Origin of the sequence: uncultured Sulfitobacter sp. (genome assembly GCF_947500075.1) — a bacterium.
Taxonomy (GTDB): domain Bacteria; phylum Pseudomonadota; class Alphaproteobacteria; order Rhodobacterales; family Rhodobacteraceae; genus Sulfitobacter.
Map to the genome: position 1 here is coordinate 329,686 of NZ_CANMQS010000003.1, position 21,868 is coordinate 351,553.

The 21,868-nt window shown below is 61.3% G+C and carries 20 protein-coding genes; 10 read left to right on the forward strand and 10 right to left on the reverse strand.

What is annotated here, in order from left to right; translation table 11 throughout:
- Position 1: 1 nt before the first annotated feature.
- Positions 2–1,123, reverse strand: coding sequence for an acetoin utilization protein AcuC (locus tag Q1A91_RS11475; protein ID WP_299876998.1), 1,122 nt, complete (start codon positions 1,121–1,123; stop codon positions 2–4).
- A gap of 84 nt (positions 1,124–1,207) precedes the next feature.
- Here Q1A91_RS11475 and Q1A91_RS11480 point away from each other — a divergent pair, with 84 nt between their 5' ends.
- Genes Q1A91_RS11480 through Q1A91_RS11490 form a run of 3 tightly spaced genes read left to right on the forward strand, consistent with a single transcriptional unit; the run spans position 1,208 to position 3,342 of the window.
- Complete coding sequence (locus Q1A91_RS11480) at positions 1,208–1,558, forward strand: cupin domain-containing protein (protein WP_299877000.1); 351 nt, start codon at positions 1,208–1,210, stop codon at positions 1,556–1,558.
- A 1-nt stretch (position 1,559) separates the two neighbouring features.
- Positions 1,560–2,549 carry a P1 family peptidase gene (locus tag Q1A91_RS11485; RefSeq protein WP_299877003.1) on the forward strand — a complete coding sequence of 330 codons (990 nt, stop codon included), beginning with the start codon at positions 1,560–1,562 and terminating at the stop codon, positions 2,547–2,549.
- Positions 2,542–3,342, forward strand: a complete 801-nt coding sequence (locus Q1A91_RS11490) for an alpha/beta hydrolase (RefSeq protein WP_299877006.1) — start codon at positions 2,542–2,544, stop codon at positions 3,340–3,342. Before Q1A91_RS11485 ends, Q1A91_RS11490 begins: the two co-directional genes overlap by 8 nt.
- On the opposite strand, the gene Q1A91_RS11495 is transcribed toward Q1A91_RS11490, so the two are convergent.
- On the reverse strand, positions 3,335–4,024 hold the full coding sequence (locus Q1A91_RS11495) for a fumarylacetoacetate hydrolase family protein (RefSeq protein ID WP_299877009.1): 690 nt from the start codon (positions 4,022–4,024) through the stop codon (positions 3,335–3,337). The two genes, Q1A91_RS11490 and Q1A91_RS11495, sit on opposite strands and share 8 nt — an antisense overlap.
- Before the next feature lie 120 nt (positions 4,025–4,144).
- Here Q1A91_RS11495 and gmd point away from each other — a divergent pair, with 120 nt between their 5' ends.
- From gmd to Q1A91_RS11510, 3 genes are read left to right on the forward strand one after another with little or no spacing between them, the layout of a single operon-like run.
- Positions 4,145–5,263 (forward strand): GDP-mannose 4,6-dehydratase, encoded by a 1,119-nt coding sequence (gene gmd, locus Q1A91_RS11500; protein ID WP_299877012.1) that lies wholly within the window; start codon positions 4,145–4,147, stop codon positions 5,261–5,263.
- Positions 5,263–6,192 carry a GDP-L-fucose synthase gene (locus tag Q1A91_RS11505; RefSeq protein ID WP_299877015.1) on the forward strand — a complete coding sequence of 310 codons (930 nt, stop codon included), beginning with the start codon at positions 5,263–5,265 and terminating at the stop codon, positions 6,190–6,192. The genes gmd and Q1A91_RS11505 overlap by 1 nt, the downstream gene beginning before the upstream one ends.
- On the forward strand, positions 6,189–7,355 hold the full coding sequence (locus Q1A91_RS11510; RefSeq protein WP_299877018.1) for a DegT/DnrJ/EryC1/StrS aminotransferase family protein: 1,167 nt from the start codon (positions 6,189–6,191) through the stop codon (positions 7,353–7,355). Before Q1A91_RS11505 ends, Q1A91_RS11510 begins: the two co-directional genes overlap by 4 nt.
- Before the next feature lie 3 nt (positions 7,356–7,358).
- On the opposite strand, the gene cueR is transcribed toward Q1A91_RS11510, so the two are convergent.
- Genes cueR through Q1A91_RS11525 form a run of 3 tightly spaced genes read right to left on the reverse strand, consistent with a single transcriptional unit; the run spans position 7,359 to position 11,050 of the window.
- Entirely contained in the window at positions 7,359–7,745 is a 387-nt protein-coding gene (gene cueR, locus Q1A91_RS11515) for a Cu(I)-responsive transcriptional regulator (protein ID WP_299877021.1), read from the reverse strand.
- On the reverse strand, positions 7,742–9,979 hold the full coding sequence (locus Q1A91_RS11520; protein WP_299877024.1) for a heavy metal translocating P-type ATPase: 2,238 nt from the start codon (positions 9,977–9,979) through the stop codon (positions 7,742–7,744). The genes cueR and Q1A91_RS11520 overlap by 4 nt, the downstream gene beginning before the upstream one ends.
- A gap of 54 nt (positions 9,980–10,033) precedes the next feature.
- Positions 10,034–11,050 carry a pyridoxal-phosphate dependent enzyme gene (locus Q1A91_RS11525; RefSeq protein ID WP_299877027.1) on the reverse strand — a complete coding sequence of 339 codons (1,017 nt, stop codon included), beginning with the start codon at positions 11,048–11,050 and terminating at the stop codon, positions 10,034–10,036.
- Between the two features lie 190 nt (positions 11,051–11,240).
- Here Q1A91_RS11525 and Q1A91_RS11530 point away from each other — a divergent pair, with 190 nt between their 5' ends.
- The 4 genes from Q1A91_RS11530 to Q1A91_RS11545 all read left to right on the forward strand — a co-directional run bounded on the left by Q1A91_RS11530 (position 11,241) and on the right by Q1A91_RS11545 (position 16,760).
- Positions 11,241–12,680: a mannose-1-phosphate guanylyltransferase/mannose-6-phosphate isomerase gene (locus Q1A91_RS11530; RefSeq protein WP_299877030.1), complete on the forward strand. Its 1,440-nt coding sequence runs from the start codon at positions 11,241–11,243 to the stop codon at positions 12,678–12,680.
- Between the two features lie 91 nt (positions 12,681–12,771).
- On the forward strand, positions 12,772–13,932 hold the full coding sequence (locus tag Q1A91_RS11535) for an acyl-CoA dehydrogenase family protein (protein WP_299877033.1): 1,161 nt from the start codon (positions 12,772–12,774) through the stop codon (positions 13,930–13,932).
- On the forward strand, positions 13,932–15,962 hold the full coding sequence (locus tag Q1A91_RS11540) for an acetate--CoA ligase family protein (RefSeq protein WP_299877036.1): 2,031 nt from the start codon (positions 13,932–13,934) through the stop codon (positions 15,960–15,962). Before Q1A91_RS11535 ends, Q1A91_RS11540 begins: the two co-directional genes overlap by 1 nt.
- A 12-nt stretch (positions 15,963–15,974) precedes the next feature.
- Positions 15,975–16,760: a carnitinyl-CoA dehydratase gene (locus Q1A91_RS11545; RefSeq protein ID WP_299877039.1), complete on the forward strand. Its 786-nt coding sequence runs from the start codon at positions 15,975–15,977 to the stop codon at positions 16,758–16,760.
- On the opposite strand, the gene Q1A91_RS11550 is transcribed toward Q1A91_RS11545, so the two are convergent.
- From Q1A91_RS11550 to Q1A91_RS11570, 5 genes are all read right to left on the reverse strand, one after another.
- Positions 16,757–17,062: a cupin domain-containing protein gene (locus Q1A91_RS11550; protein ID WP_299877041.1), complete on the reverse strand. Its 306-nt coding sequence runs from the start codon at positions 17,060–17,062 to the stop codon at positions 16,757–16,759. The genes Q1A91_RS11545 and Q1A91_RS11550 overlap by 4 nt on opposite strands.
- Positions 17,055–18,227, reverse strand: a complete 1,173-nt coding sequence (locus Q1A91_RS11555; RefSeq protein ID WP_299877044.1) for a pyridoxal phosphate-dependent aminotransferase — start codon at positions 18,225–18,227, stop codon at positions 17,055–17,057. The genes Q1A91_RS11550 and Q1A91_RS11555 overlap by 8 nt, the downstream gene beginning before the upstream one ends.
- 54 nt (positions 18,228–18,281) lie before the next feature.
- Positions 18,282–19,412 carry a Gfo/Idh/MocA family oxidoreductase gene (locus tag Q1A91_RS11560; protein WP_299877047.1) on the reverse strand — a complete coding sequence of 377 codons (1,131 nt, stop codon included), beginning with the start codon at positions 19,410–19,412 and terminating at the stop codon, positions 18,282–18,284.
- Between the two features lie 310 nt (positions 19,413–19,722).
- The gene (locus Q1A91_RS11565) at positions 19,723–20,781 is read right to left on the reverse strand and encodes a sugar phosphate isomerase/epimerase (RefSeq protein WP_299877050.1); all 1,059 of its coding nucleotides are present in this window, start codon (positions 20,779–20,781) and stop codon (positions 19,723–19,725) included.
- A gap of 12 nt (positions 20,782–20,793) precedes the next feature.
- Positions 20,794–21,861 (reverse strand): LacI family DNA-binding transcriptional regulator, encoded by a 1,068-nt coding sequence (locus tag Q1A91_RS11570; protein WP_299877053.1) that lies wholly within the window; start codon positions 21,859–21,861, stop codon positions 20,794–20,796.
- Positions 21,862–21,868 lie beyond the last annotated feature (7 nt).

The window sequence follows — 21,868 nt, forward strand, 5'->3', positions numbered from 1 at the left end:
GCTACGACAGACGCATTTGGCGGGCGTTCAGGTATCGGACACCGGCCTGCACCTCATGCCGCACAGGCCCCTCGCGCGGGGCATCACGCAGGGTGGTGAACCAGTGTTCCGGCGGGTTTTTGCCCCGTCGGTTGCCATCAAACCGCAAGGCGCGCAGCACCGCTTCGGCGGCGGAAGGCAAATGGTCGGGCGCTTCATGCCCGTTCAGGATGCCCCACACCCCCGTCCAAAGCCGGCCCACAGACCAAGGATTGTACCCCCCGCCGCCCAACACCAACAGACGTGGCGCCAAGCCCATCAACCCCCGCAACACATCCCAATGGGCGTTGTTGGAGAGCGACAAACGGGATAGTGGGTCCTCTTCAACCGCGTCTGCACCGCACAGCAAAACAATCGCGTCAGGTGCAAATCTCTGAACCTGGGGAAGGATCAACTCGTCTCTGATAAAGGCCATTTCGCTGTCGTTCAGGCCACGCGGCACCGGCAGGTTGAACGCATTTCCGCCGCCATCGTCCTCCAGCACGCCCGTGCGCGGCCATAGCCCTGCCTGGTGGGTTGAAATCATCAGGCAATCGGGATCACCGCCGAACCCTTCCTCCACCCCGTCAGGATGATGCGCGTCAATATCCACGTAAGCGATCCGCTGCACACCCTGATGGCGCAGGCTGAGCATCGCCAGCACAGGATCATTGAGATAGCAAAACCCGTTTGCCCGGTCAGGCATGCCATGGTGCGTGCCACCGGGCGGATTGTAGATCACGCCACCGTCGCGCAGCAGCTCCCCGGCAAGGATCGACCCGCCGGCAGCGGTGGCAGGACGGCTGAAAATCTCAGGATAGACCGGGTTCGTGACACTGCCGATGTCGTGCCTTTGCCTGTCGATATCAGTCGCGGTTTGCGTCTGCTCCACCCGTTGCAGCGCATCCAGATACGCAGGCGTGTGCCAGTTGCGCAGCGCATTCGGCTTGGCACGGGGGGAGGTGATGAACTGCTCTGACGGTAACCAGCCCAACGCACGGGAGAGGTCCATCACCGTCGACACCCGCGGCACCCGTAGGGGGTGCCAGCGGCCATAGCTGGAATGGCGGAAAATCTCATGACCGATGAAACGGGGTTTGGACATGGCAAGGGAGGTAAAGCGCGGATCGGGAATTGCCAACCGGGCGGGGGCACAGCAGAGTGGCGTTGAATGCTGGAAGGAGCCGCCATGACCCCCATCAACCTCGCGCAGAAGCTGAGCCAGATCAGCACCCTTTGGGACCCGCATGTGGTGGCTGACTACAACGACAACGATGTGATGGTGGTGAAGTTTCAGGGGGAATTCCCCTTTCATCTGCATGAGGACACCGATGATTTCTTCCTCGTGTTGAAGGGGGAGATGATGATGGATCTGGAAGGAGCGTCGCATCCGGTGAAAGCCGGAGAGGTGTTCGTCGTGCCGCGTGGCGTGACCCACCGACCACGTGCCGATCAGGAATGCGAAGTCCTGCTGATAGAGCCGAAAGGAGAGCCTAATACAGGCGATCCGGCAACCGCCGCCGCCAAGCCGAGGCTCTGAAATGGGACCGGGAGCACGCAATTTGATCACCGATGTGCCGGGTATTCTGGTGGGCAATGCACAGGATGCCCTGTTGAAATCGGGGAGCACGGTGCTGACCTCCGACGCGCCCTTCACCGCCTCGGTACATGTCATGGGGGGTGCCCCTGGCACACGGGAGACGGATTTGCTGGCGCCGGATAAAAGCGTGGCGGCGGTTGATGCGTTGGTGTTGTCCGGCGGATCGGCCTTTGGGCTGGATGCCTGCTCTGGCGTTGTCGATGGCTTGCGCGCGACGGGGCGGGGATTTGCGGTTGGCCCTGCGCAGATCCCGCTGGTTCCAGGGGCGATCTTGTTCGATTTGCTCAATGGCGGGGACAAGGGCTGGGATCACAACCCGTACCGCGCGCTTGGGCGGGCGGCGTTTGATGCGGCGGCGGAGGTGTTTGAGATTGGCAGCGTCGGTGCCGGCACCGGGGCGATGACGGCGATGATGAAAGGTGGGCTTGGCTCCGCCTCTCTGACCTTGCCGGATGGCAGCACAGTAGGGGCGCTGGTCGGGGTCAATCCGGTGGGGTCTGTCACCACGCCGGGAGACAGGCATTTCTACGCAGCTCCATTCGAGATGGGCGATGAATTTGGCGGATTCGGACCGGACACCGCCAGCGGTCTGGGGTTGAGCACGGAGAACCGCAAGCGCGATGCGATGTCGATGCGGGAGAATACGACCATTGCGATCGTTGCCACCGATGCCACCCTGACCAAGGCCGAATGCCAACGCGTCGCGGTCGCCGCGCATGACGGGATTGGTCGCGCGACGGTGCCTGCGCATACGCCCCATGACGGCGATCTGGTGTTTGCGGCAACGACGGCGCGGCACAATGCGGGTGATGTAACGTTAATCGGTCATGCTGCCGCTCTGTGTCTGAGCCGGGCGATTGCACGGGGAGTCTATGCCGCAACCCCGGCGGCGGGAGATCTTTTGCAAACATGGAGTGAGCTGAATGCCTGACCTGGTGCGCGACGGTGTATCCCTGCACTATGAGATCGAGGGGAACGGGCCACCTGTCCTGTTGCTGGCGGGGATGCTGAGTGACAGTGCGACATGGGCGCCGTTGGTGCCTCTCTTACCCAACTATACTGTTGTTAGGGTCGATAATCGAGCCACCGGGCGCACGGTGCCGTGGGATGCGCCGGTGGATATGGCTGTGATGGTGGCGGATGCGCTGGCGGTGATGGATCATCTGGGGTTTGACCGGTTTCACATCGCCGGACATTCGATGGGCGGCCTAATGGGGCTGGAGATTGCAGGGGTTGCACCCGCGCGCGTGGCGACGCTGTCGATCATGGCATCGGGCCGTGTGCGGATGCCCCGGATTGCGGGCGTTTTCGACGCTTTGACCGCCGTGCGTGAGGGGCCGGAGGGAGAGACGCTTTGGCTGCGCGCGCTCTATCCATGGATCTTCGGATCGGCGTTCTTTGAAGCGCCCGAGACGGCAGCTTTGACGGTTGAAGCCGCGTTGGCCTACCCGCATGCGCAAAGCCTTGCGGCAATGAAGCACCAGATCGCGATGTTCAAAGGCATGCGGCTGGTGGCGGATCTGACGACGCTCACGCTGCCGGTGCAGGTGCTCTACGGTGAGGAAGACGTGCTTGTCCCACCCGCCGCCGCGCAACCGGGGTTCGCACCGCTGCCCAACCTGACGGAGCATTGGTTAAAAGGTGCGGGTCATTCTGTGGTTTGGGACGCGACAGAGGACGTCGCGCACCATGTGACCACGTTCACCGCCAAACATCCTATTTAGGGCCGATTTTCACCTCAAGCGTGCCGATCCCGTCGACACCGCCGGTAATCACGTCACCGGGGCTGACCGCGCCGACCCCCGCCGGGGTGCCTGTCATGATGATATCACCGGGCGCCAGCTCCATTGCCTGCGACAGGATCGAGACATGTTCGCGCACGGACCAGATGAGATCAGACAGGTCCGCGTCCTGCCGGGTCTCGCCATTCACAGCGAGCCAGATGCGGCCTTGCTCCACACTCGTGACATCTGAAATCGGTACGATGGGCGCGATGGGCGCGGATTTGTCAAAGGCCTTTGCCCAATCCCACGGACGGCCTGCCTCCTTGGCCTCCGCTTGCAGGTCACGGCGGGTCAGATCGACGCCGACGGAGGCGCCCCAGACATGCTCCATCACGTCGTTTTCGCTCACGTTAGAGCCACCTTTGCCAATGGCGATGACCAGTTCGATCTCGTAATGAAGGTCTTCGGTCAAGGGCGGATAGGGCACGGTGCAGGGGGTATCCAAAGCGGCATCAGCGGGTTTGGTGAAGAAAAACGGGGCTTCACGATCCGGGTCTTTGCCCATCTCGCGGGCATGTGCGGCGTAGTTGCGGCCCACGCAGAAGATGCGCCGCACGGGGAAGCGGTCTGACGTTCCGGCAACGGCAAGGCTGGCCTGGGCGGGGGGCGTGAAGACGTACATACGCGGGTTCCTTCGATTTGATCTTTCCTGAGTGGCCCATTCCGCCGCCCCTCGCAACCTCTGTTGGCCCTGCCTGCGCAATGTCATATGAAGGGGCAAAGCGATGACAGGACACAAACGATGAAAAAAGCGCTGATCACCGGGGTCACGGGGCAGGACGGGTCATATCTGGCGGAACTGCTGCTGGAAAAAGGCTATGAGGTGCATGGGATCAAACGGCGCGCGTCGCTGTTCAACACCCAACGGATCGACCATATCTTTCAGGATCCGCATGAGCGGGACGTGAATTTCAAACTGCATTATGGGGATCTGACAGATACGTCGAACCTGACGCGCATCCTGTCTGAAGTGCAGCCAGATGAGGTTTATAACCTTGGCGCGCAGAGCCATGTGGCGGTGAGTTTCGAAGCGCCGGAGTATACGGCGGATGTGGATGCGATTGGCGCGTTGCGGCTGCTGGAAGCGATCCGGTTTTTGAAGATGGACCAGAAGACGCGGTTTTATCAGGCGTCGACGTCGGAATTGTACGGTTTGGTGCAGGAAACGCCGCAGACGGAAACGACGCCGTTCCATCCACGCTCCCCCTACGCGGTTGCCAAGATGTACGCCTATTGGATCACGGTGAACTACCGCGAAGCCTATGGCATGTTCGCCTGCAACGGCATCCTGTTCAACCATGAGAGCCCGCGGCGCGGCGAAACCTTTGTGACCCGCAAGATCACGCGGGGGATTAGCAACATCGCGCAGGGGCTCGATACCTGTCTCTATATGGGCAATATCGACGCTTTACGCGATTGGGGGCACACCAAAGATTACGTGCGGATGCAGTGGATGATGCTGCAAGAGGACACACCGGATGACTTCGTGATTGCGACGGGTGTGCAGTATTCCGTGCGGCAGTTTATCGAATGGTCGGCGGCGGAACTGGGTGTGACCCTACGGTTTGAGGGTAGCGGGCTGGAAGAAGTCGGGGTCGTCGACAAGATCACGGGTGATGATGCGCCGGGCATGAAGGAAGGCGATGTGATCGTGCGGATTGATCCGCGCTATTTCCGCCCGGCGGAGGTAGAGACCCTGCTGGGTGATCCATCCAAGGCGAAGGCGAAGCTGGGCTGGGAGCCGCAGATCACCGTGCAGGAAATGTGTGCCGAGATGGTTGCCAATGATCTGCGTGCGGCCAAGCGGGACCGGGTGCTGAATGAGCATGGGTACGAGACCCAGCTGTCGCGGGAAGACTGATGGCTTTGCGGCTGTTCCTCACCGGCGGCGGCGGCATGGTCGGGCGCAATATCCGCGCACATGACGCGGCGGGTGCGTGGGATATTCTGGCACCCCGGTCGGCGGAATTGGACCTGACGGATGCGGCGGCGGTGGATGCCTACCTAATCTCTAACAAGCCGGAAGTGGTGGTGCATGCCGCCGGGCGTGTGGGGGGCATTCAGGCGAATATGGCCAACCCGGTCGCTTTTCTGGAAGAGAACATCGCCATCGGGCGAAACGTGATCATGGGCGCGCACAAGGCGGGTGTGCCAACACTGATCAATCTGGCGTCGACGTGCATGTATCCGCGTGAGGGGGAGAACCCGCTGCGGGAAGAAACCATCCTGACGGGACCGCTGGAGCCGACGAATGAGGGCTATGCCATTGCCAAGATCATGGCGATGAAGCTGTGTGACTACATCCGGTCCGAAGACCCGGACGCGCAGTACAAAACGCTGATCCCCTGCAATCTTTATGGGCCTTACGACAAGTTCGATCCGAAAAACTCACACCTGCTGCCCGCGATCATCCGCAAGGTGGATGAGGCGATGAAAAGCGGCTCTGACACGGTGGAAATCTGGGGGGACGGCACCGCTCGGCGGGAGTTCATGTATGCCCCTGATCTGGCGGATGCGGTGTGGAAAGCAGTTTCTAATACGAAGGATGTGCCCGGTGCGATGAACGTTGGGCTGGGGCATGACCATTCGATCAATGACTATTACGCCACCGTGGCGGAGGTGATTGGATGGGAGGGTACGTTTACCCATGACCTGACCCGGCCCGTTGGCATGAAACAGAAACTGTGCAGCACAGAGCGGCAAACCGCATGGGGCTGGCAAGCGCCCACATCGCTAAGGGATGGCATCGCACAGACCTATCAATTCTATCTGGAGCATCACGCGACATGAGCTTTACCTACCCCCTCGCCACGTCCTCCTGGGATCAGGCCGAATTCGACGCTTTGGACCGGGTGATCAAGTCCGACATGTTCTCCATGGGGCCGGAGGTGCGGGCGTTTGAGGAAGAATTCGCAGCGCTGTTCGGATCGAAATTTGCGGTGATGGTGAACTCAGGATCCTCGGCCAACCTGCTGATGACGGCGGCGCTGTTTTTCACCAAGAACCCCGATCTGAAGCTGGAACGCGGTGATGAGATCATCGTGCCTGCGGTCAGTTGGTCCACGACCTATTACCCGCTGGGGCAGTACGGGTTGCGGATGAAATTTGTCGATATCGACCGGGAAACGCTGAACTACGATCTGGAGGCGTTGGAGGCGGCGATCACGGACAAAACCAAGGCGCTGATGGTCGTGAATCTGCTCGGGAACCCCAATGATTTTGATGCGCTGAAACGCCTGACCGAGCCGCGCGGGATCGTGATGATCGAGGACAATTGCGAATCCATGGGCGCGACCTTTGGCGGCAAGCAGGCGGGGACCTTTGGGGTGATGGGCACGTATTCGTGTTTCTTCTCGCACCATATCTCCACCATGGAGGGCGGGGTTGTGGTGACGGATGATGAGGAGATTTATCACGTCATGCTCAGCTTGCGCGCGCACGGCTGGACGCGGAACCTGCCGAAGTTCAACCATGTGACGGGGGAGAAAAGCGATGATCCCTTTGAGGAGAGCTTTCGCTTTGTCCTGCCCGGCTACAACCTTCGGCCTTTGGAAATGTCAGGCGCGCTGGGGCGGGAGCAGATCAAGAAGCTGCCGGGGCTGATAGAGGGACGGCGGGCGAATGGCGCCTTGGTACAAGAGCATCTGGCGGATCATCCGCGCTTCATGATCCAGCAGGAGATTGGCAAATCAAGCTGGTTCGGATTTTCGCTGGTGCTGCGGGAAGAATACGCAGGGACGCGGGCGCAAGTGGTGAAGGACCTGACAGCGGCAGGCTTTGAGTGTCGACCGATTGTCGCGGGGAACTTCGCCAAAAACGAGGTGATGCAGTACTTCGATTTCGACATTCACGACACCCTGCGACACGCGGATTACATCGATACGAATGGGCTCTTTGTGGGAAACCATCACTATCCGCTGGACGAGGCGGTGAAGGCTTTGGCGCAGGTGTAGAGACTATTGCCGCGCCAGATCCTTGAGGATCGGACAATCCGGGCGGTTATCCCCGGCGCAGGCATCCACCAACTCTCCCAAGGTATCGCGCATGGATTGCAGGGCGGCGATCTTGCTGTCGATCTCCGACAGATGCTCCTGCGCGATGGCTTTCACATCGGCGCTGGCACGGTCCTGATCGGTATAGAGCGTCAGCAAGTCGCGGCAGGCGTCGATCCCGAAGCCCAATGACCGCGCGCGGGCGAGGAAGGCGAGCTTGTGCTGATCGGTGTCGCGAAACACCCGGTACCCGTTTTCCTGTCGCGCAGGTGTGATGAGCCCGATGTCTTCGTAATACCGGATCGTTTTGGCGGGCAGGCCGGTTGCGCGGCTGACTTCGGCGATGTTCATAACCGCGCCCCCAACCGACGCAGGCGCAGGGCATTCCCCAGAACGAAGACCGAAGAGAACGCCATCGCTGCCGCAGCGAGGATCGGCGACAGGAGCAGACCGTAAGCAGGGTAGAGCGCTCCGGCGGCCACCGGGATGAGCAGCACGTTATACCCAAAGGCCCAGCAGAGGTTCTGACGGATGTTGCGCAGGGTTGCGCGGGAGACCTCCAAAGCGGTCAGCACCCCCTTGGGGTCCCCAGACATCAGCACCACATCGGCGGTTTCAATCGCCACATCTGTTCCGGTCCCAATGGCCACCCCCACATCCGCCCGTGCAAGCACAGGCGCGTCATTGATGCCGTCGCCGACAAAGGCCAGCCGCCCATCGCTCCTTAAACTGTCGAGGGCGGTTTGCTTTCCTTCCGGCGACAGGCCCGCCATCACATGTGGAATGCCCAACGCCTCTGCCACCGCTTGCGCGGTAGGGGCGCTGTCGCCGGTGATCATCGCCACTTTGATGCCTTGGGCGGTGAGTGTTTCGATGGTCGTGCGCGCAGTATCACGGATCGGATCGGAAACGGCCAACAGGGCAAGGGGCGCCCCCTTGTAGGCGGCAAAGAACACCGATTGACCCATCAGAGAAAGGGTTTCTGCTTCTGCCGCGAAGGCGCTGATATCAACACTATTTGCCGCCATCAGGGTCGCGTTTCCGATCAGAATGACTTCACCGGAGATCAGAGCATGTGCCCCCTGCCCCGGCACGGCGGTGAACCCCGTGGTTGGTGACGGCGTGACCCCTTCGGCCAGGGCCGCATCGACGATGGCGCGGGCGATGGAATGCTCTGAATGCGTCTCTATCCCTGCGATCAGGGACAGAGCTTTGCCGCGCGTCACCCCATCGGCCATGCGCAGTGTGGTGAGGGTCGGACGGCCTTCGGTCAGGGTGCCGGTTTTGTCGAAGGCGACGACATCCACATCGCTCAATCCCTGCAAAGCGTCGCCCTGCCGAAAGAGCACACCACGCTCTGCTGCCGCACCGGTGCCTACCATGATGGAGGTCGGCGTGGCCAATCCCATGGCGCAGGGACAGGCGATGATGAGGACCGATACACCCGCAACCAGTGCGGGGGCGATACCGGGCCCGAGCAGAAGCCAGACGATCACGGTCAGCGCGGCCAGCGCCAGTACGGCCGGGACGAACCAAAGCGTGATCTGGTCGACGAGGCCCTGAATGGGCAGGCGCGCACCTTGTGCCTGTTTCACCATCTCGATGATGCGGGCCAAGGCGGTGTCAGCGCCGACGGCACGCACTTCGGCCTCCAATGCGCCATTGCCGTTGATCGTGCCACCGGTCAGCGGGTCGCCCTGCGTTTTGGTCACCGCCATTGGTTCGCCTGTCAGCATACTTTCATCAACGGCGCTGCTGCCACTGGTCAGGATTGCATCGGTCGGGATGCGCGCACCCGGCGGAATGCGGATGACATCGCCGGGGGTCAGATCAGCAATGGGCAGGGTGACCCAATCACCATCGCGTTTCACGGTTGCGGTGTCCGGTTGCAGGCCAATGAGCGCACGCAAGGCGGCTCCGGTCCGGCCCTTGGCGCGGGCTTCGAACCAGCGGCCCATGAGGATCAGCGTGACAATCACGGCAGCCGCTTCGAAATAGACAACACGGGATGCAGCAGGGAGCAGATCAGGCGCCATCAACGCCACCGTTGAATAGCTCCACGCGGCACCCGCGCCAAGTGCGACGAGGCTGTTCATGTCTGGCGCACGGCGGGCCAGTGCGCGCATGCCACGGGTCAGGATCTCCCGCCCCGGCCCAATCAGCACAAGCGTGGTGAAGGCGAATTGCAGCCCCCAGCTGGCCTCCATCCCGATGGTGCGCATGACCAGGTGATGCAGCGCCGGGATCATGTGACTGCCCATCTCAAGGATGAACACGGGCAGGGTGAAGATCGCGGCAAAAATGAAACGGCGGCGCAAGTCGTGGAGGGTCTCTTCGCGGCCCGCTTCCGCTTCGGCTGCATTCTTCGTCTGGGCGCGTGCGGGATAGCCTGCTTTGGCCAATGCCTCCATCGCGCGGGACAGGGTGTCAGGTTCGGTGGCCTGAAACTGCGCTGTTTCATTGGCGAGGTTCACGTTCACCTCCTGCGCACCGGGAACAGACGCCAGCACCTTGGACACGCGCCCGACACACGCACCGCAGTTCATGTTTGAGACAGGCAGGATAACAGGCGCAGTGACGGTCATAAGCGACTCCTTCACAGGCGACATAAGCCTTCCAGTCACTGGAAGGTCAAGGGGTCAGAAAGACACCAGCGCCTCAATGTGATCGCGGCCCCGGACAAGCTGGCTTTGATAGGTGCCAGCGTCGATGTTCGCACCGCAGACGATGATCCCGACGCTCTTGCCCTGCAACCGCCTGCGCAAGGGTTGCAGAAGCCCCGCAAGTGCAGCCGCAGCGGCGGGTTCAACGGCGAGCTTGGCTTCCTCCGCAAAGGTGATCATGGCCGCGCAGATCTGATCATCCGTCACCGTGACCATGTCATCGACATAAGCCGCACAGAGCGCATGACCCAATGGCAGCGCCATCGGCGGGCCGAGGCTGTCTGCGATGGTCGCCACCTTGTCCAGTGTCACGGGATGCCCGGCGGCAAGGGAGCGGGACATGCTGTCTGCCCCTGTGGGCTCCACCCCGTAGACCTGACAATTGGGGTTCATCTGCTTGACCGCCGCCGCCACGCCGGAAATCAACCCCCCGCCCCCGACGGAGACCACTACCGCCTCAAGATCGGGCAGGTCCTGCATCAGTTCCAATCCGATGGCAGCCGTGCCGAGCACCGTCTCTGTCCCGTCAAAAGGGTGCACGAAAGTCCGCCCCTCGTCTCGGGCCAGACGCTCAGCCTCACCAAAGGTGGCGGGACCGGGATCGCGCAGGATCACCTCCGCCCCTTCGGCACGGGCGCGGGCGATGCGAAAGGGGTTGGCGTTGTTCTGCATCACGACTTTGGCAGAGACACCGGCCGCACGGGCAGCCCAGGCGGCCGCGATGGCATGGTTGCCCGCACTTGCGGCAGTGATACCGGCACGACACTGATCCTCCGACAGGCTGCGCACGTTCGAAAATGCCCCGCGTGCCTTGAAAGTACCGGTATGCTGAAAACATTCCAGCTTGAGTGCGACGTGGTCGATCCCCAGTGCTGAGGTGATCACCGGCCCTTCCAGGGGCACAACAGGTGTGCGGCGAATAGCGTGGCGTAACTCCTCACTGCGGCTCCGAATTGCCTCCAGCGAGACCGCATTCAAATTCACTTCGTCCATAATCAACCTATCGAAATACTTGCACAATGCGGACAGTGACCGGTGTTTGTGGCAACATTGTCAACAAAATTCCCAGTGAAGGCCACAGGCACGCGCCGCTTTTGGCATTCATCCTTGAAACGAAGGGCAGGCGCGGCGTAGGTCAAAAACACCCCCGTGCGGTTGCGCAGTGAGTATAGAAGGACATCACATGACCTCTCCCGATATTACACCGGTGATCCTTTGCGGCGGGTCGGGCACGCGGCTGTGGCCGGTGTCGCGCAAGAGCTTTCCCAAGCAGTTTATCGATCTGATCGGAGAGGGGAGCCTGTTTCAGCAATCGGCACAGCGCATGTCCGGTATCGGGTTTGCAGCGCCTCTGGTCGTGACGAATTCCGATTTCCGTTTCACGGCAACACAGCAATTGGGGGATGCAGGGATTGATCCCGGTGCAGTTTTGATAGAGCCACAGGCGCGCAACACCGCACCCGCATTGCTGGCCGCCGCGTTGGTGCAGGCGCAGACGGACGCAGGCGCTTTGATGCTGGCCGCGCCGTCGGACCACTACATCACCCAGGCGGATGTGTTCCGCGACAGCTTGCAGCGCGGTGTGCCAGCCGCGCGCGCAGGACAGATCGTGACCTTCGGGATTTTGCCTGACAAACCAGAGACAGGGTATGGTTACTTGGAACTCGGCGCTGGAGAAGCGCATGGCGCAGTGCCTTTGAAACGGTTCGTGGAAAAGCCGGTATTGGCGGAGGCGGAACGGATGCTGGCCGCCGGAGGATACCTGTGGAACGCGGGTATCTTCATGTACAAAGCACAGGTGATGATCGACGCCTTTGCCACCCATGCCCCTGACATGCTGGCGCAGGTGCAGGCGGCGGTGGATGCCGCACAGCCCGATCTGGGGTTCCTGCGGCTGGACCCGGCGGCCTGGGCGAAATGCGATGACATCTCGGTTGATTTTGCGATCATGGAGAAGGTGGATAACCTCAGCGTGGTCGCGCATCAGGGGGATTGGTCTGATCTGGGCGGTTGGAATGCGGTGTATGACCATGCCACGCGCGATGCCGATGGTGTTGCCTTGCAGGGACCTGCCTATGCGGTGGACTGTCAGAACAGCCTCCTGCGGTCGGACAATGATGCGGTGCAGCTGGTCGGGCTGGGGCTGAAAGATGTGGTGGCCGTGGCGATGGCGGATGCCGTATTGGTCGCGGACCGTAGCCGGGTGGCGGAACTGGGTGATGTGGTCAAGGACATGCGCCGCGCGAAGATTGCGCAGGCCGATACCTTCCCCAAGGATCACCGCCCTTGGGGCTTCTTTGAGACGCTGATCCTGAGCGGCCGCTTTCAGGTCAAACGCATCGTGGTGAACCCCGGTGCGGCGTTGAGTTTGCAAAGCCATGTGCACCGGTCAGAGCATTGGATCGTTGTCGCAGGCACCGCCAAGGTCACCATCGACGACAAGGAGCAATTGGTGTGTGAGAACGAGAGTGTCTACATCCCGCTCGGCGCCATTCACCGGATGGAGAACCCCGGCAAGGTCCCGATGGAGCTCATTGAAGTGCAAACCGGCAGCTATCTGGGGGAGGATGACATCACCCGCTATGAGGATGTCTATGCGCGCGGGCAAGGGGCCAAGGGTTAGGTCTGTTCGCGCCAAAAACCTGTCGCGTATGGCACTGGTGTTGCTGTAGAATCTGGCTAGTCTCCGGATTGTAGGACAGTGGAGACATCGGATGAATTTCGGCCTTAGTGAAGAGCAGGAGATGATCGTCTCCACCGTGCGCAGTTTTGTGGAGAAAGAGATCTATCCACATGAGGCTGAAGTGGAGCGTACCGGGCAGGTGCCCCATGAATTGGGCGAAGCGATCAAGCAGAAGACCATTGATCTGGGGTTCTACGCCTGCAACTTCCCCGAAGAAGTTGGCGGCGCTGGCCTAAGCCATGTGGATTTCACGCTGGTGGAGCGGGAGTTGGGGCGCGGGTCGATGGCGCTGACGCATTTCTTCGGGCGGCCGCAGAATATCCTGATGGCCTGCAACAATGAACAGCGCGAACGCTATCTGCTGCCTGCCGTGCGCGGGGAGCGGATGGATGCGCTGGCGATGACGGAACCTGATGCCGGTTCGGACGTGCGCGGCATGAAATGCTCCGCCGTGCGCGATGGTGGTGATTGGGTGGTGAATGGCTCCAAGCATTTCATTTCGGGCGCGGAACATGCGGATTTCTTCATCGTGTTCATCGCCACGGGCGTAGATGAAACACCCAAAGGCCCGAAGAAACGGATCACCACCTTTCTGGTGGATCGCGGCACGCCGGGGTTTGAAGTGCGCGATGGGTACAACTCGGTCAGTCACAAGGGATACAAGAACTGCATCCTCTATTTCGACAACTGCCGTCTGCCCGATGCGCAAGTGTTGGGCGAGGTTGATGGCGGCTTTGCGGTGATGAACGAATGGCTCTATGCGACACGCCTGACCGTTGCCGCGTTCAGCGTCGGGCGCGCGCGGCGGTGCTTTGACTATGCGTTGAACTATGCGGCCGAGCGTAAGCAGTTCGGCCAGCAGATCGGTAAGTTTCAGGGCGTGTCGTTTCAGATTGCCGACATGATCACCGAAATCGACGCCGCCGATTGGCTGACGCTGGCCGCGGCGTGGCGGCTGGATGAAAATCTGCCCGCCAATCGGGAGATTGCGAGCGCGAAGGTCTATGCCTCTGAATGTCTGGCGAAGGTCACCGATACCACTTTGCAGATTTTTGGCGGCATGGGGTTGATGGATGACTTCCCCATTGAACGCTTCTGGCGCGATGCGCGGGTGGAGCGCATCTGGGACGGCACCTCGGAAATTCAGCGGCACATCATCTCGCGCGATCTGCTGCGCCCGTTGGGGGCCTAATGACCGGCGATCTGGGGCGGCTCTTGCGGCCACGGTCGATTGCCGTGGTGGGTGGCGGTGCGTGGTGTCGTCAGGTGGTGCGGCAGTCCGCGAAGATGGGCTTTGGCGGAGATATCTGGCCGGTGCACCCCACGGCGACAGAGATTGAGGGATTGCCTGCCTTTGCCTCCGTTGATGCCCTGCCCCACGCGCCCGATGCGACCTTCATCGGGGTGAACCGCAACCTGACCATCGACATTGTTGCGGCCCTGTCTGTCATGGGTGCAGGGGGCGCGGTCTGTTTCGCTTCCGGTTTTCTGGAGGCGCAGGCGGAGGATGCGGGCGCGGCTGATTTGCAAACGCAGCTTCTGGCGGCAGCGGGCGACATGCCGATCCTCGGGCCGAACTGCTATGGGGTGATCAACTATCTGGATGGCGCATTGCTCTGGCCGGATCAGCATGGCGGGCAACGGTGCGCGCGCGGCGTGGCGCTGGTGCTGCAAAGCTCCAACATTGCGATCAACATGACCATGCAGAAACGCGGCTTGCCCGTCGCCTATGTGGCGACGGCCGGCAATCAGGCGCAATGTGGTGTGTCGGAGATCGGGCAGGCGTTGCTGGAAGACCCGCGCGTCACAGCGCTGGGCCTGCACATCGAGGGGATTGGTGATCTGCGCGCGTTTGAGACTTTGGCGGAACGGGCGCGGGCGCTGGGCAAGGAGGTCGTGGTTCTCAAGATGGGCCGCTCTGATCAGGCCCAGAAGGCCGCGCTGTCACACACGGCGTCCCTTGCCGGTGGGGATGCGGGCGCGGCGGCCCTGCTCGACAGGTTGGGCATGTTGCGGGTGCATGATCTGACGACCTTTCTGGAGACGCTGAAGCTGCTGCATGTGGGCGGGCGGCTGACGCAGAAAACGCTGGGGTCGATCAGCTGTTCCGGAGGGGAGGCGAGCCTTGCAGCGGATTCGGTCGTCGACCGTGATCTGGTTTTTCCGCCACTGACCCCACGCCAGAAATCCGACCTGCGCGCGGCCCTTGGGCCGCTGGTCGCGCTGGCCAATCCGCTGGATTACCACACCTATATCTGGCGCGATGTCCCGGCGATGACCGCCGCCTTTGCCGCGATGGCCGATCCGGGGCTTGGCATGGTGTTGCTGATCGCGGATTTCCCGCGTCCGGACCGTTGTGATCCCGCCGATTGGGACTGCGCCATTGCCGCGACCATCGCGGCGGCGGCACAAACCGGGGCGCGGTACGGGATGGTTGCCAGCCTGCCGGAACTGATGCCGGAGGACGTTGCCGCCCGGTTGATGGACGCCGGTGTCGTGCCGTTCTGCGGGCTGGAGGAGGCGTTGGAGGCTTGCGCGATTGCCGCGCGGGTGTCATCGGATACTGCTGCCCCACTGCTGCTGCCCGCCCCTGCGAATGACCCACAGTTGATTGCCGAGGCGGAGGCGAAGGCGATCCTGGCGAACCATGGCTTGCGGGTTCCACGTGCCGCGCGCTGTGCTGATATGGCAGAGGTTGCTGCCGCGTCTGAGGGTGTCGGTTTTCCGCAAGTTCTCAAAGGCGAAGGCGTTGCGCATAAGACCGAAGCCGGGGCGGTGCGGTTGAACCTTTCATCGGTTGGGCAAACCATGGAGGCCGCCAAAACCATGGCCACACAAGGCTATCTGATCGAAGAAATGATCACTGGCGGCGTGGTGGAATTGCTGATCGGCGTAGTCTGTGACCCCGCCCACGGCTTTGTGCTGACCCTTGCGGCGGGGGGGACGCTGACGGAGATCTGGCAGGACAGTGCCAGCCTGCTGATCCCCGCAACCGATGCCAGCGTCGAAACCGCGCTACGATCCTTGCGCACCGCGCCCCTATTGGATGGACACCGCGGTGCGCCCCCTGCGGATATCCCGGCCATCCTGAGGGCCGTGCGCGCTGTGCAGGACTATGTGCTTGCCCATGCCTGTGGCTTGGCCGAGATTGAAATCAACCCGCTGATATGCACAAAGAGCGACGCCATTGCCGCCGACGCGCTGCTGCGCCGCTCTGAATAGAAGGACGTTTCAATGACAGAGAACCCGATCCAGACCCGCCGCGAAGGTGCGATCCTTGAAGTGACACTGGCGCGGGGGAAGGCGAATGCAATCGACCTCCAGACCTCCCGGATCATGGGCGATATCTTCGCCGACTTCCGAGATGATCCTGAATTGCGCGTCGCGATTGTGACCGGCGCGGGAGAGAAGTTTTTCTGCCCCGGCTGGGATTTGAAAGCCGCCGCCGATGGCGATGCGGTGGATGGCGACTACGGTGTGGGTGGCTTTGGCGGCTTGCAGGAACTGCGCGATATGAACAAGCCGGTGATCATGGCGGTGAACGGGATCTGCTGTGGTGGTGGACTTGAACTGGCATTGAGCGGTGACATGATATTGGCCGCCGATCACGCGACCTTTGCATTGCCTGAGATACGGTCAGGTACGGTGGCGGATGCGGCGTCGGTGAAGCTGCCCAAACGCATTCCTTACCACGTTGCGATGGAACTACTGCTGACCGGGCGTTGGTTTGACGCAAACGAAGGCAAGGGCTGGGGTCTGATCAACGAGGTGATCCCGGCGGATCAGCTGATGGACCGCGCCGGGGAATTAGCGCGCCTGCTCGCCTCCGGCCCGCCTTTGGTCTACGCGGCGATCAAAGAGGTCGTGCGCGATGCGGAAGACAGCAAGTTTCAGGATGCGATGAGCCGGATCACACAAAGGAAGCTGCGCACGGTGGATGTGCTCTACAGCTCTGAGGATCAGCTGGAGGGCGCGAAGGCCTTTGCCGAAAAACGCGATCCGGTCTGGAAAGGCCGCTAACCCGATTTCAGCAATTCGATTTCGACAAAGGCCATCGGCGTGTCCAGCCCGTTGGCCACGTCATGCTCGACCCCCGCTTCGCGGGCGTATGAGACACCGGCCTTGAGCGGTACCTCTGACACGGTGCCATCAGGTCCGGTGATCGACAGCGTTCCATCCACGACGGGGACAACAACATAGTCATACGCATGCTTGTGCCATCCCGTGTTCGCCCCTTTGTGCGGGAAGTCCCAGCGGGTGACGCGGATTTCGTCGTTCTCGACCTGAACGATGCCGATTGCAGTGCCCGTCGCTTCACACATTCCCGTTCTCCAGTGCGTTGAAGAACCGGCTCATCCGGTCCATCGCTTCTTCCAGCCTTTCGGCGGTTTGCGAACCAAAGCAGACGCGAAGATGCCCCTCCCCCTGCGCGCCGTAAAAGCTGCCCGCCTCAACCACGACCTGCGCTTCTTGCAACAGCCGATCCGCCGCGTCCTGCGCGGTGAGGCCAGTGCCGGTAATCTCAGGGAAGGCGTAGATCGTCCCTTCGGGTTCGGGACAGCGCACACCGGGCATCTGGTTCAGCCGCGCCACCACCAGATCACGGCGGCGCTTGTCGTCCGCAACCATTTCGGCAAGCACGTCCGGCGGTCCCGTAAGCGCGGCCAACGCCCCGTGCTGGATGAAGGTGTTCACATGGGTCACTTCGTTTGTGGTGATCTTCATCAGCGGCCCGATCATCGCAGCATCCGCCACCAGATAGCCCAACCGCCAGCCGTCCATGGCATAGGCCTTGGTAAAGGCGAAGGTTGTAATCGTCCGCTGCTGCATCCCCGGCAGACTGGCGATCGAAATGTGTTGGCCGCCGTAGGTGATCTGCTCATAGACTTCATCGGAGAGGACGATCAGATCGTGCTCGATGGCGAGGTCCGCGAGGATTTGAAGCTCCTCCCGGTCATAGATACGCCCCGTTGGATTGCAGGGGTTCACGAGGCAGATCATCTTGGTGGCTGATGTGATGTGGGGCGCGATCAGGTTGCGCTTGATGCGGAAGTTATCCTTGGCATCCAGCGGCGCAATGACGGCTTTGGCCCCTGCCAGTTCGATCTTGCCGATATGTTGGGGGTAGTAGGGGTCAAGCAGGATCGCCTCATCCCCTTCATCAAGCCACGCCATGAAGGCGGCGTATGAGGCCTGTGTCAAACCGTTGGTGACGATGATCTCGGACGGATCAACCCTGAGGCTGTTCACATCCCTCAGCTTTGCCGCCATCGCCTCCCGCAGCGGTGCAATGCCTTGCAGATCACTGTAGTGCACCTCGCCCCTGCGCAGAGCATCAATGGCCGCTTCCTTGATATGTGTGGGCGTGTCATGCACCGGCATGCCAAGTTCAAGGTGAATCAGGTCCCCCTCCATCGCAACAGCCTTGGCGAACATGCCAAAGTTCTTGGGCGAGGTATCTGTGATCCGGCGGGCGAGTTTGGGCATGAGCGGTCCTTTGATTGCAAAACCACCTTATGCCAACGCCCGTCGGGAGCAAGCTCAGTCCATGCTGACCCAGGCCGCATTGCGCTTGGAGGAGCGCACGCAGGCATCCACGAATTGCACACCGCGCAGCCCGTCCTGGACCGTGGGGTACAATACGGCAGCGTCTGGAGTGGTGCCCGCCTGATGCGCGCGAATGGCCTCGGCCGCTTCGGAATAGATGTTGGCGAACCCTTCGAGATACCCCTCAGGGTGGCCCGGCGGCACACGAGACATCCGCGCGGCAGCCTCCCCTGCCCCGGCCCCGTTGCGGGTGATCAGGCGCTTGGGCTCGCCCAGCGGAGTGACCCACAGGTAATTCGGATCCTCCTGCGCCCATTCCAGCCCGCCCTTTTCACCATAGACGCGGATGCGCAAAGCGTTCTCATTTCCGGGGGCCACCTGGGAAGACCACAGCATCCCCTTCGCACCGCCCTTGAACCGCAGCATGACGTGGGCATTGTCATCCACCTGCCGCCCCGGCACGAAGGCATCGAGGTCAGCAGCCAGCGCCTCAACCTCCAGGCCAGAGATGAAGCACGCCAGATTGTGCGCATGGGTGCCGATGTCCCCGGTCGACCCACCTGCGCCGGAGCGCGCAGGATCGGTACGCCACTCCGCCTGTTTGAAATCCTGTTCCTCACTCAGCCAATCCTGCGGGTATTCCACCTGCACCACGCGGATTGTGCCGATGTCACCCTTTGCCACCATTTCCCGCGCCTGCCGCACCATCGGGTAGCCGGTGTAGTTGTGCGTGAGAATAAACAGCGCACCCGATTGCTCAGCCGCTTTGACAAGCTTTTTCGCGTCCGCAAGGGTGGAGGTCAGAGGCTTGTCGCAAATCACATGAATCCCGCGCTTCAAGAATTCCCGCGCAGCGGCGTAGTGTGCGTGATTGGGCGTCACGATGGAGACCGCCTCGATCCCGTCTTTCCGCCGCGCCTCGCGGATCGCCATCTGTTTGTAGTCATCATAGATACGTGGCAGGCCCAGTGCCTCACCACTCGCACGCGCCTTTTCCGGGGTGGAGGACAGGGCACCCGCCACCAACTCATACCGGTCGTCAATACGGGACGCGATACGGTGCACCCCACCGATAAACGCATCGTTGCCACCGCCGACCATGCCCAGTCGAATTCTATTCGTCATCTGAGGGTTCCTTTCAGAAATGGAAACACCCCGTTCTGTAAACAGAACGAGGTGCATCTTCTCTCACGGTCATCGGCAATCCCTGCCTGTACCGCATGTATCAATTTGTCGGAAATGTATGAACACAACATTAACCGATCCGCTTTTTTCGAGGATGGGAGCCTCCGGCGGGGATATTTGTAGAGAAAAGATACCAGGGACGGCACATTCGGGATCCACGCGGGTTCTTGATCGCGGCGGTCTGTCATCTTTTCTCCTCAAATATCCCCGCCGGAGGCAGCGCGACAGCTGCACCCCGGAGCACGGTTATTTATGTTTCGATCCCGAGCATCTTGCGGTTTGCCGCTTCATCGGTGCCACCGTCCGCGAAATCATCGAAAGCACGTTCCGTCACGCGGATGATGTGATCGGAGACAAACTGCGCTCCCTCGCGTGCGCCGTCCTCGGGGTGTTTGAGGCAACATTCCCATTCGACCACCGCCCAGCCGTCGAAATCATTGGCGGCCATCTTTGAGAACACCGCGCCAAAATCGACCTGACCATCGCCCAGTGATCGGAAGCGGCCTGCGCGGTCGACCCAGGGCTGGTATCCGGAGTAGACACCCTGGCGGCCCGTTGGATTGAACTCCGCGTCCTTGACGTGGAACATCTTGATCCGGTCTTTGTAGATGTCGATGTTGTAGAGGTAGTCGAGGCATTGCAGCACATAATGCGACGGATCGTAGAGCATGTTGCAGCGGGTGTGGTTGTCGACACGCTCAAGAAACATCTCGAAGGTTACGCCATCGTGCAGGTCTTCACCGGGGTGGATTTCGTAGCAGATGTTGACGTCGTTGTCCTCTGCATGATCAAGGATCGGACGCCAGCGTTTGGCGAGCTCGTCAAAGGCGGTTTCGACCAATCCGGCGGGGCGCTGGGGCCAGGGGTAAACATAGGGCCAGGCCAGCGCGCCGGAGAATGTGACGTGGTTCCTGATGCCCATATTCGCGGAAGCGCTGATTGCTTTCATCACCTGATCGACGGCCCATTCCTGCCGCGCCTTGGGGTTGCCGTGCACGGATGGATCGGCAAAGCCATCAAAGGCGGTGTCATAGGCGGGGTGCACGGCGACAAGTTGGCCTTGCAGGTGGGTGGAGAGCTCCGTGACCGCCACGCCATTCTCCGCAGCCTGGCCCTTGAAGGTATCACAGTAATCCTTGCTCTCCGCCGCTTTGGCCAGATCGAACAGGCGCGCGTCCCAGCTTGGCACCTGCACGCCTTTGTACCCGCAATCGGAGGCCCATCTGGTGATGGCATCCCATGAATTGAACGGGGCATCGTCGCCTGCGAATTGCGCCAGAAACAGCGCGGGGCCCTGAATGGTTTTCATGTCGTATCCTCCCTAGTCGGTCTCGTTTTCCGGCAGCATGTTCTCTTTCAGATACACATCGATCCGGATGCGTTCCTGCGCTGTGTTGATCGGGGTCTGGTCGCTTTTGGCCCGCATGATGCGCACGGCAGAGCGGACCAGATGGCCGCTGTCCTGGCTGATCACCGCATCAAAAAACCCCGCACTGAGCGCGTGGCGGGACAGGCTGGTGAGTTCATGTGCGATGACGATGGGCTTGATGGCGGGCTGGTGCGTGTTGAAGTATTCCAGCAGCCCCTCGTTGCCCGCGGCAGAGGAATAGATGCCGATGATGCCGGGGTGCTGTTCCAGCGTCTGCGGCAGCAGGCGGGCAATCAGTGCCGGATCATCGCGGCCTTCGAGAGAGGCCAGCACTTCAAGCTGCGGGAAATCGCGGGCCATCACTTCGTCAAATCCCAAGCGGCGTTCGAGATGATCGCGGGCGAGCATCGACCCGGTCAGCACAAGGATCTTGCCCTGCCGCCCACCGAGAAAACGACCAAGCAGTTGCCCCGCGGTCCGGCCTGCGGCGATGTTGTCGACACCGATGTAGTGGTCCCTCTCGGAACTTGGTATGTCGGCAACAAGCGATACCACCGTCACCCCATTGGCCTTGAGGTGCGCCACACTGTCGCGCACCGATGGGGTTTCCGGACCGAAGATCGCAACGCCGTCAACCGTCTCGGCATCAATGCCATCCATCGCGCGGGCAAGGGCGACCGGATCAAAGGCGGCCACCTGCACAAACGAGAGGCGGGTGCGCTCATGGCGCAGGCGACGGCCCAGGCGGTCGATCTCTGCCACAAGGGAAGACAGAAATTCGTTGCTGTTCGATGGCAGGATGAAGACGAAGTTATAGACCCGCCCCCGTGCCAGATTGGCGGCAGCCGTGTCCCGGACATACCCCAGCGTATCGATGGCCTCATGTACCTTGCGCACGGTCTTTTCCCGCACACCGGGGCGCGCATTCAGCACGCGGTCGACGGTCGCAAGGCTGACCTCAGCGACACGGGCAATGTCGTTGATCGTCGGGGCCGCAGGGATATTCGGGGCCTCTTTCATCTTATGT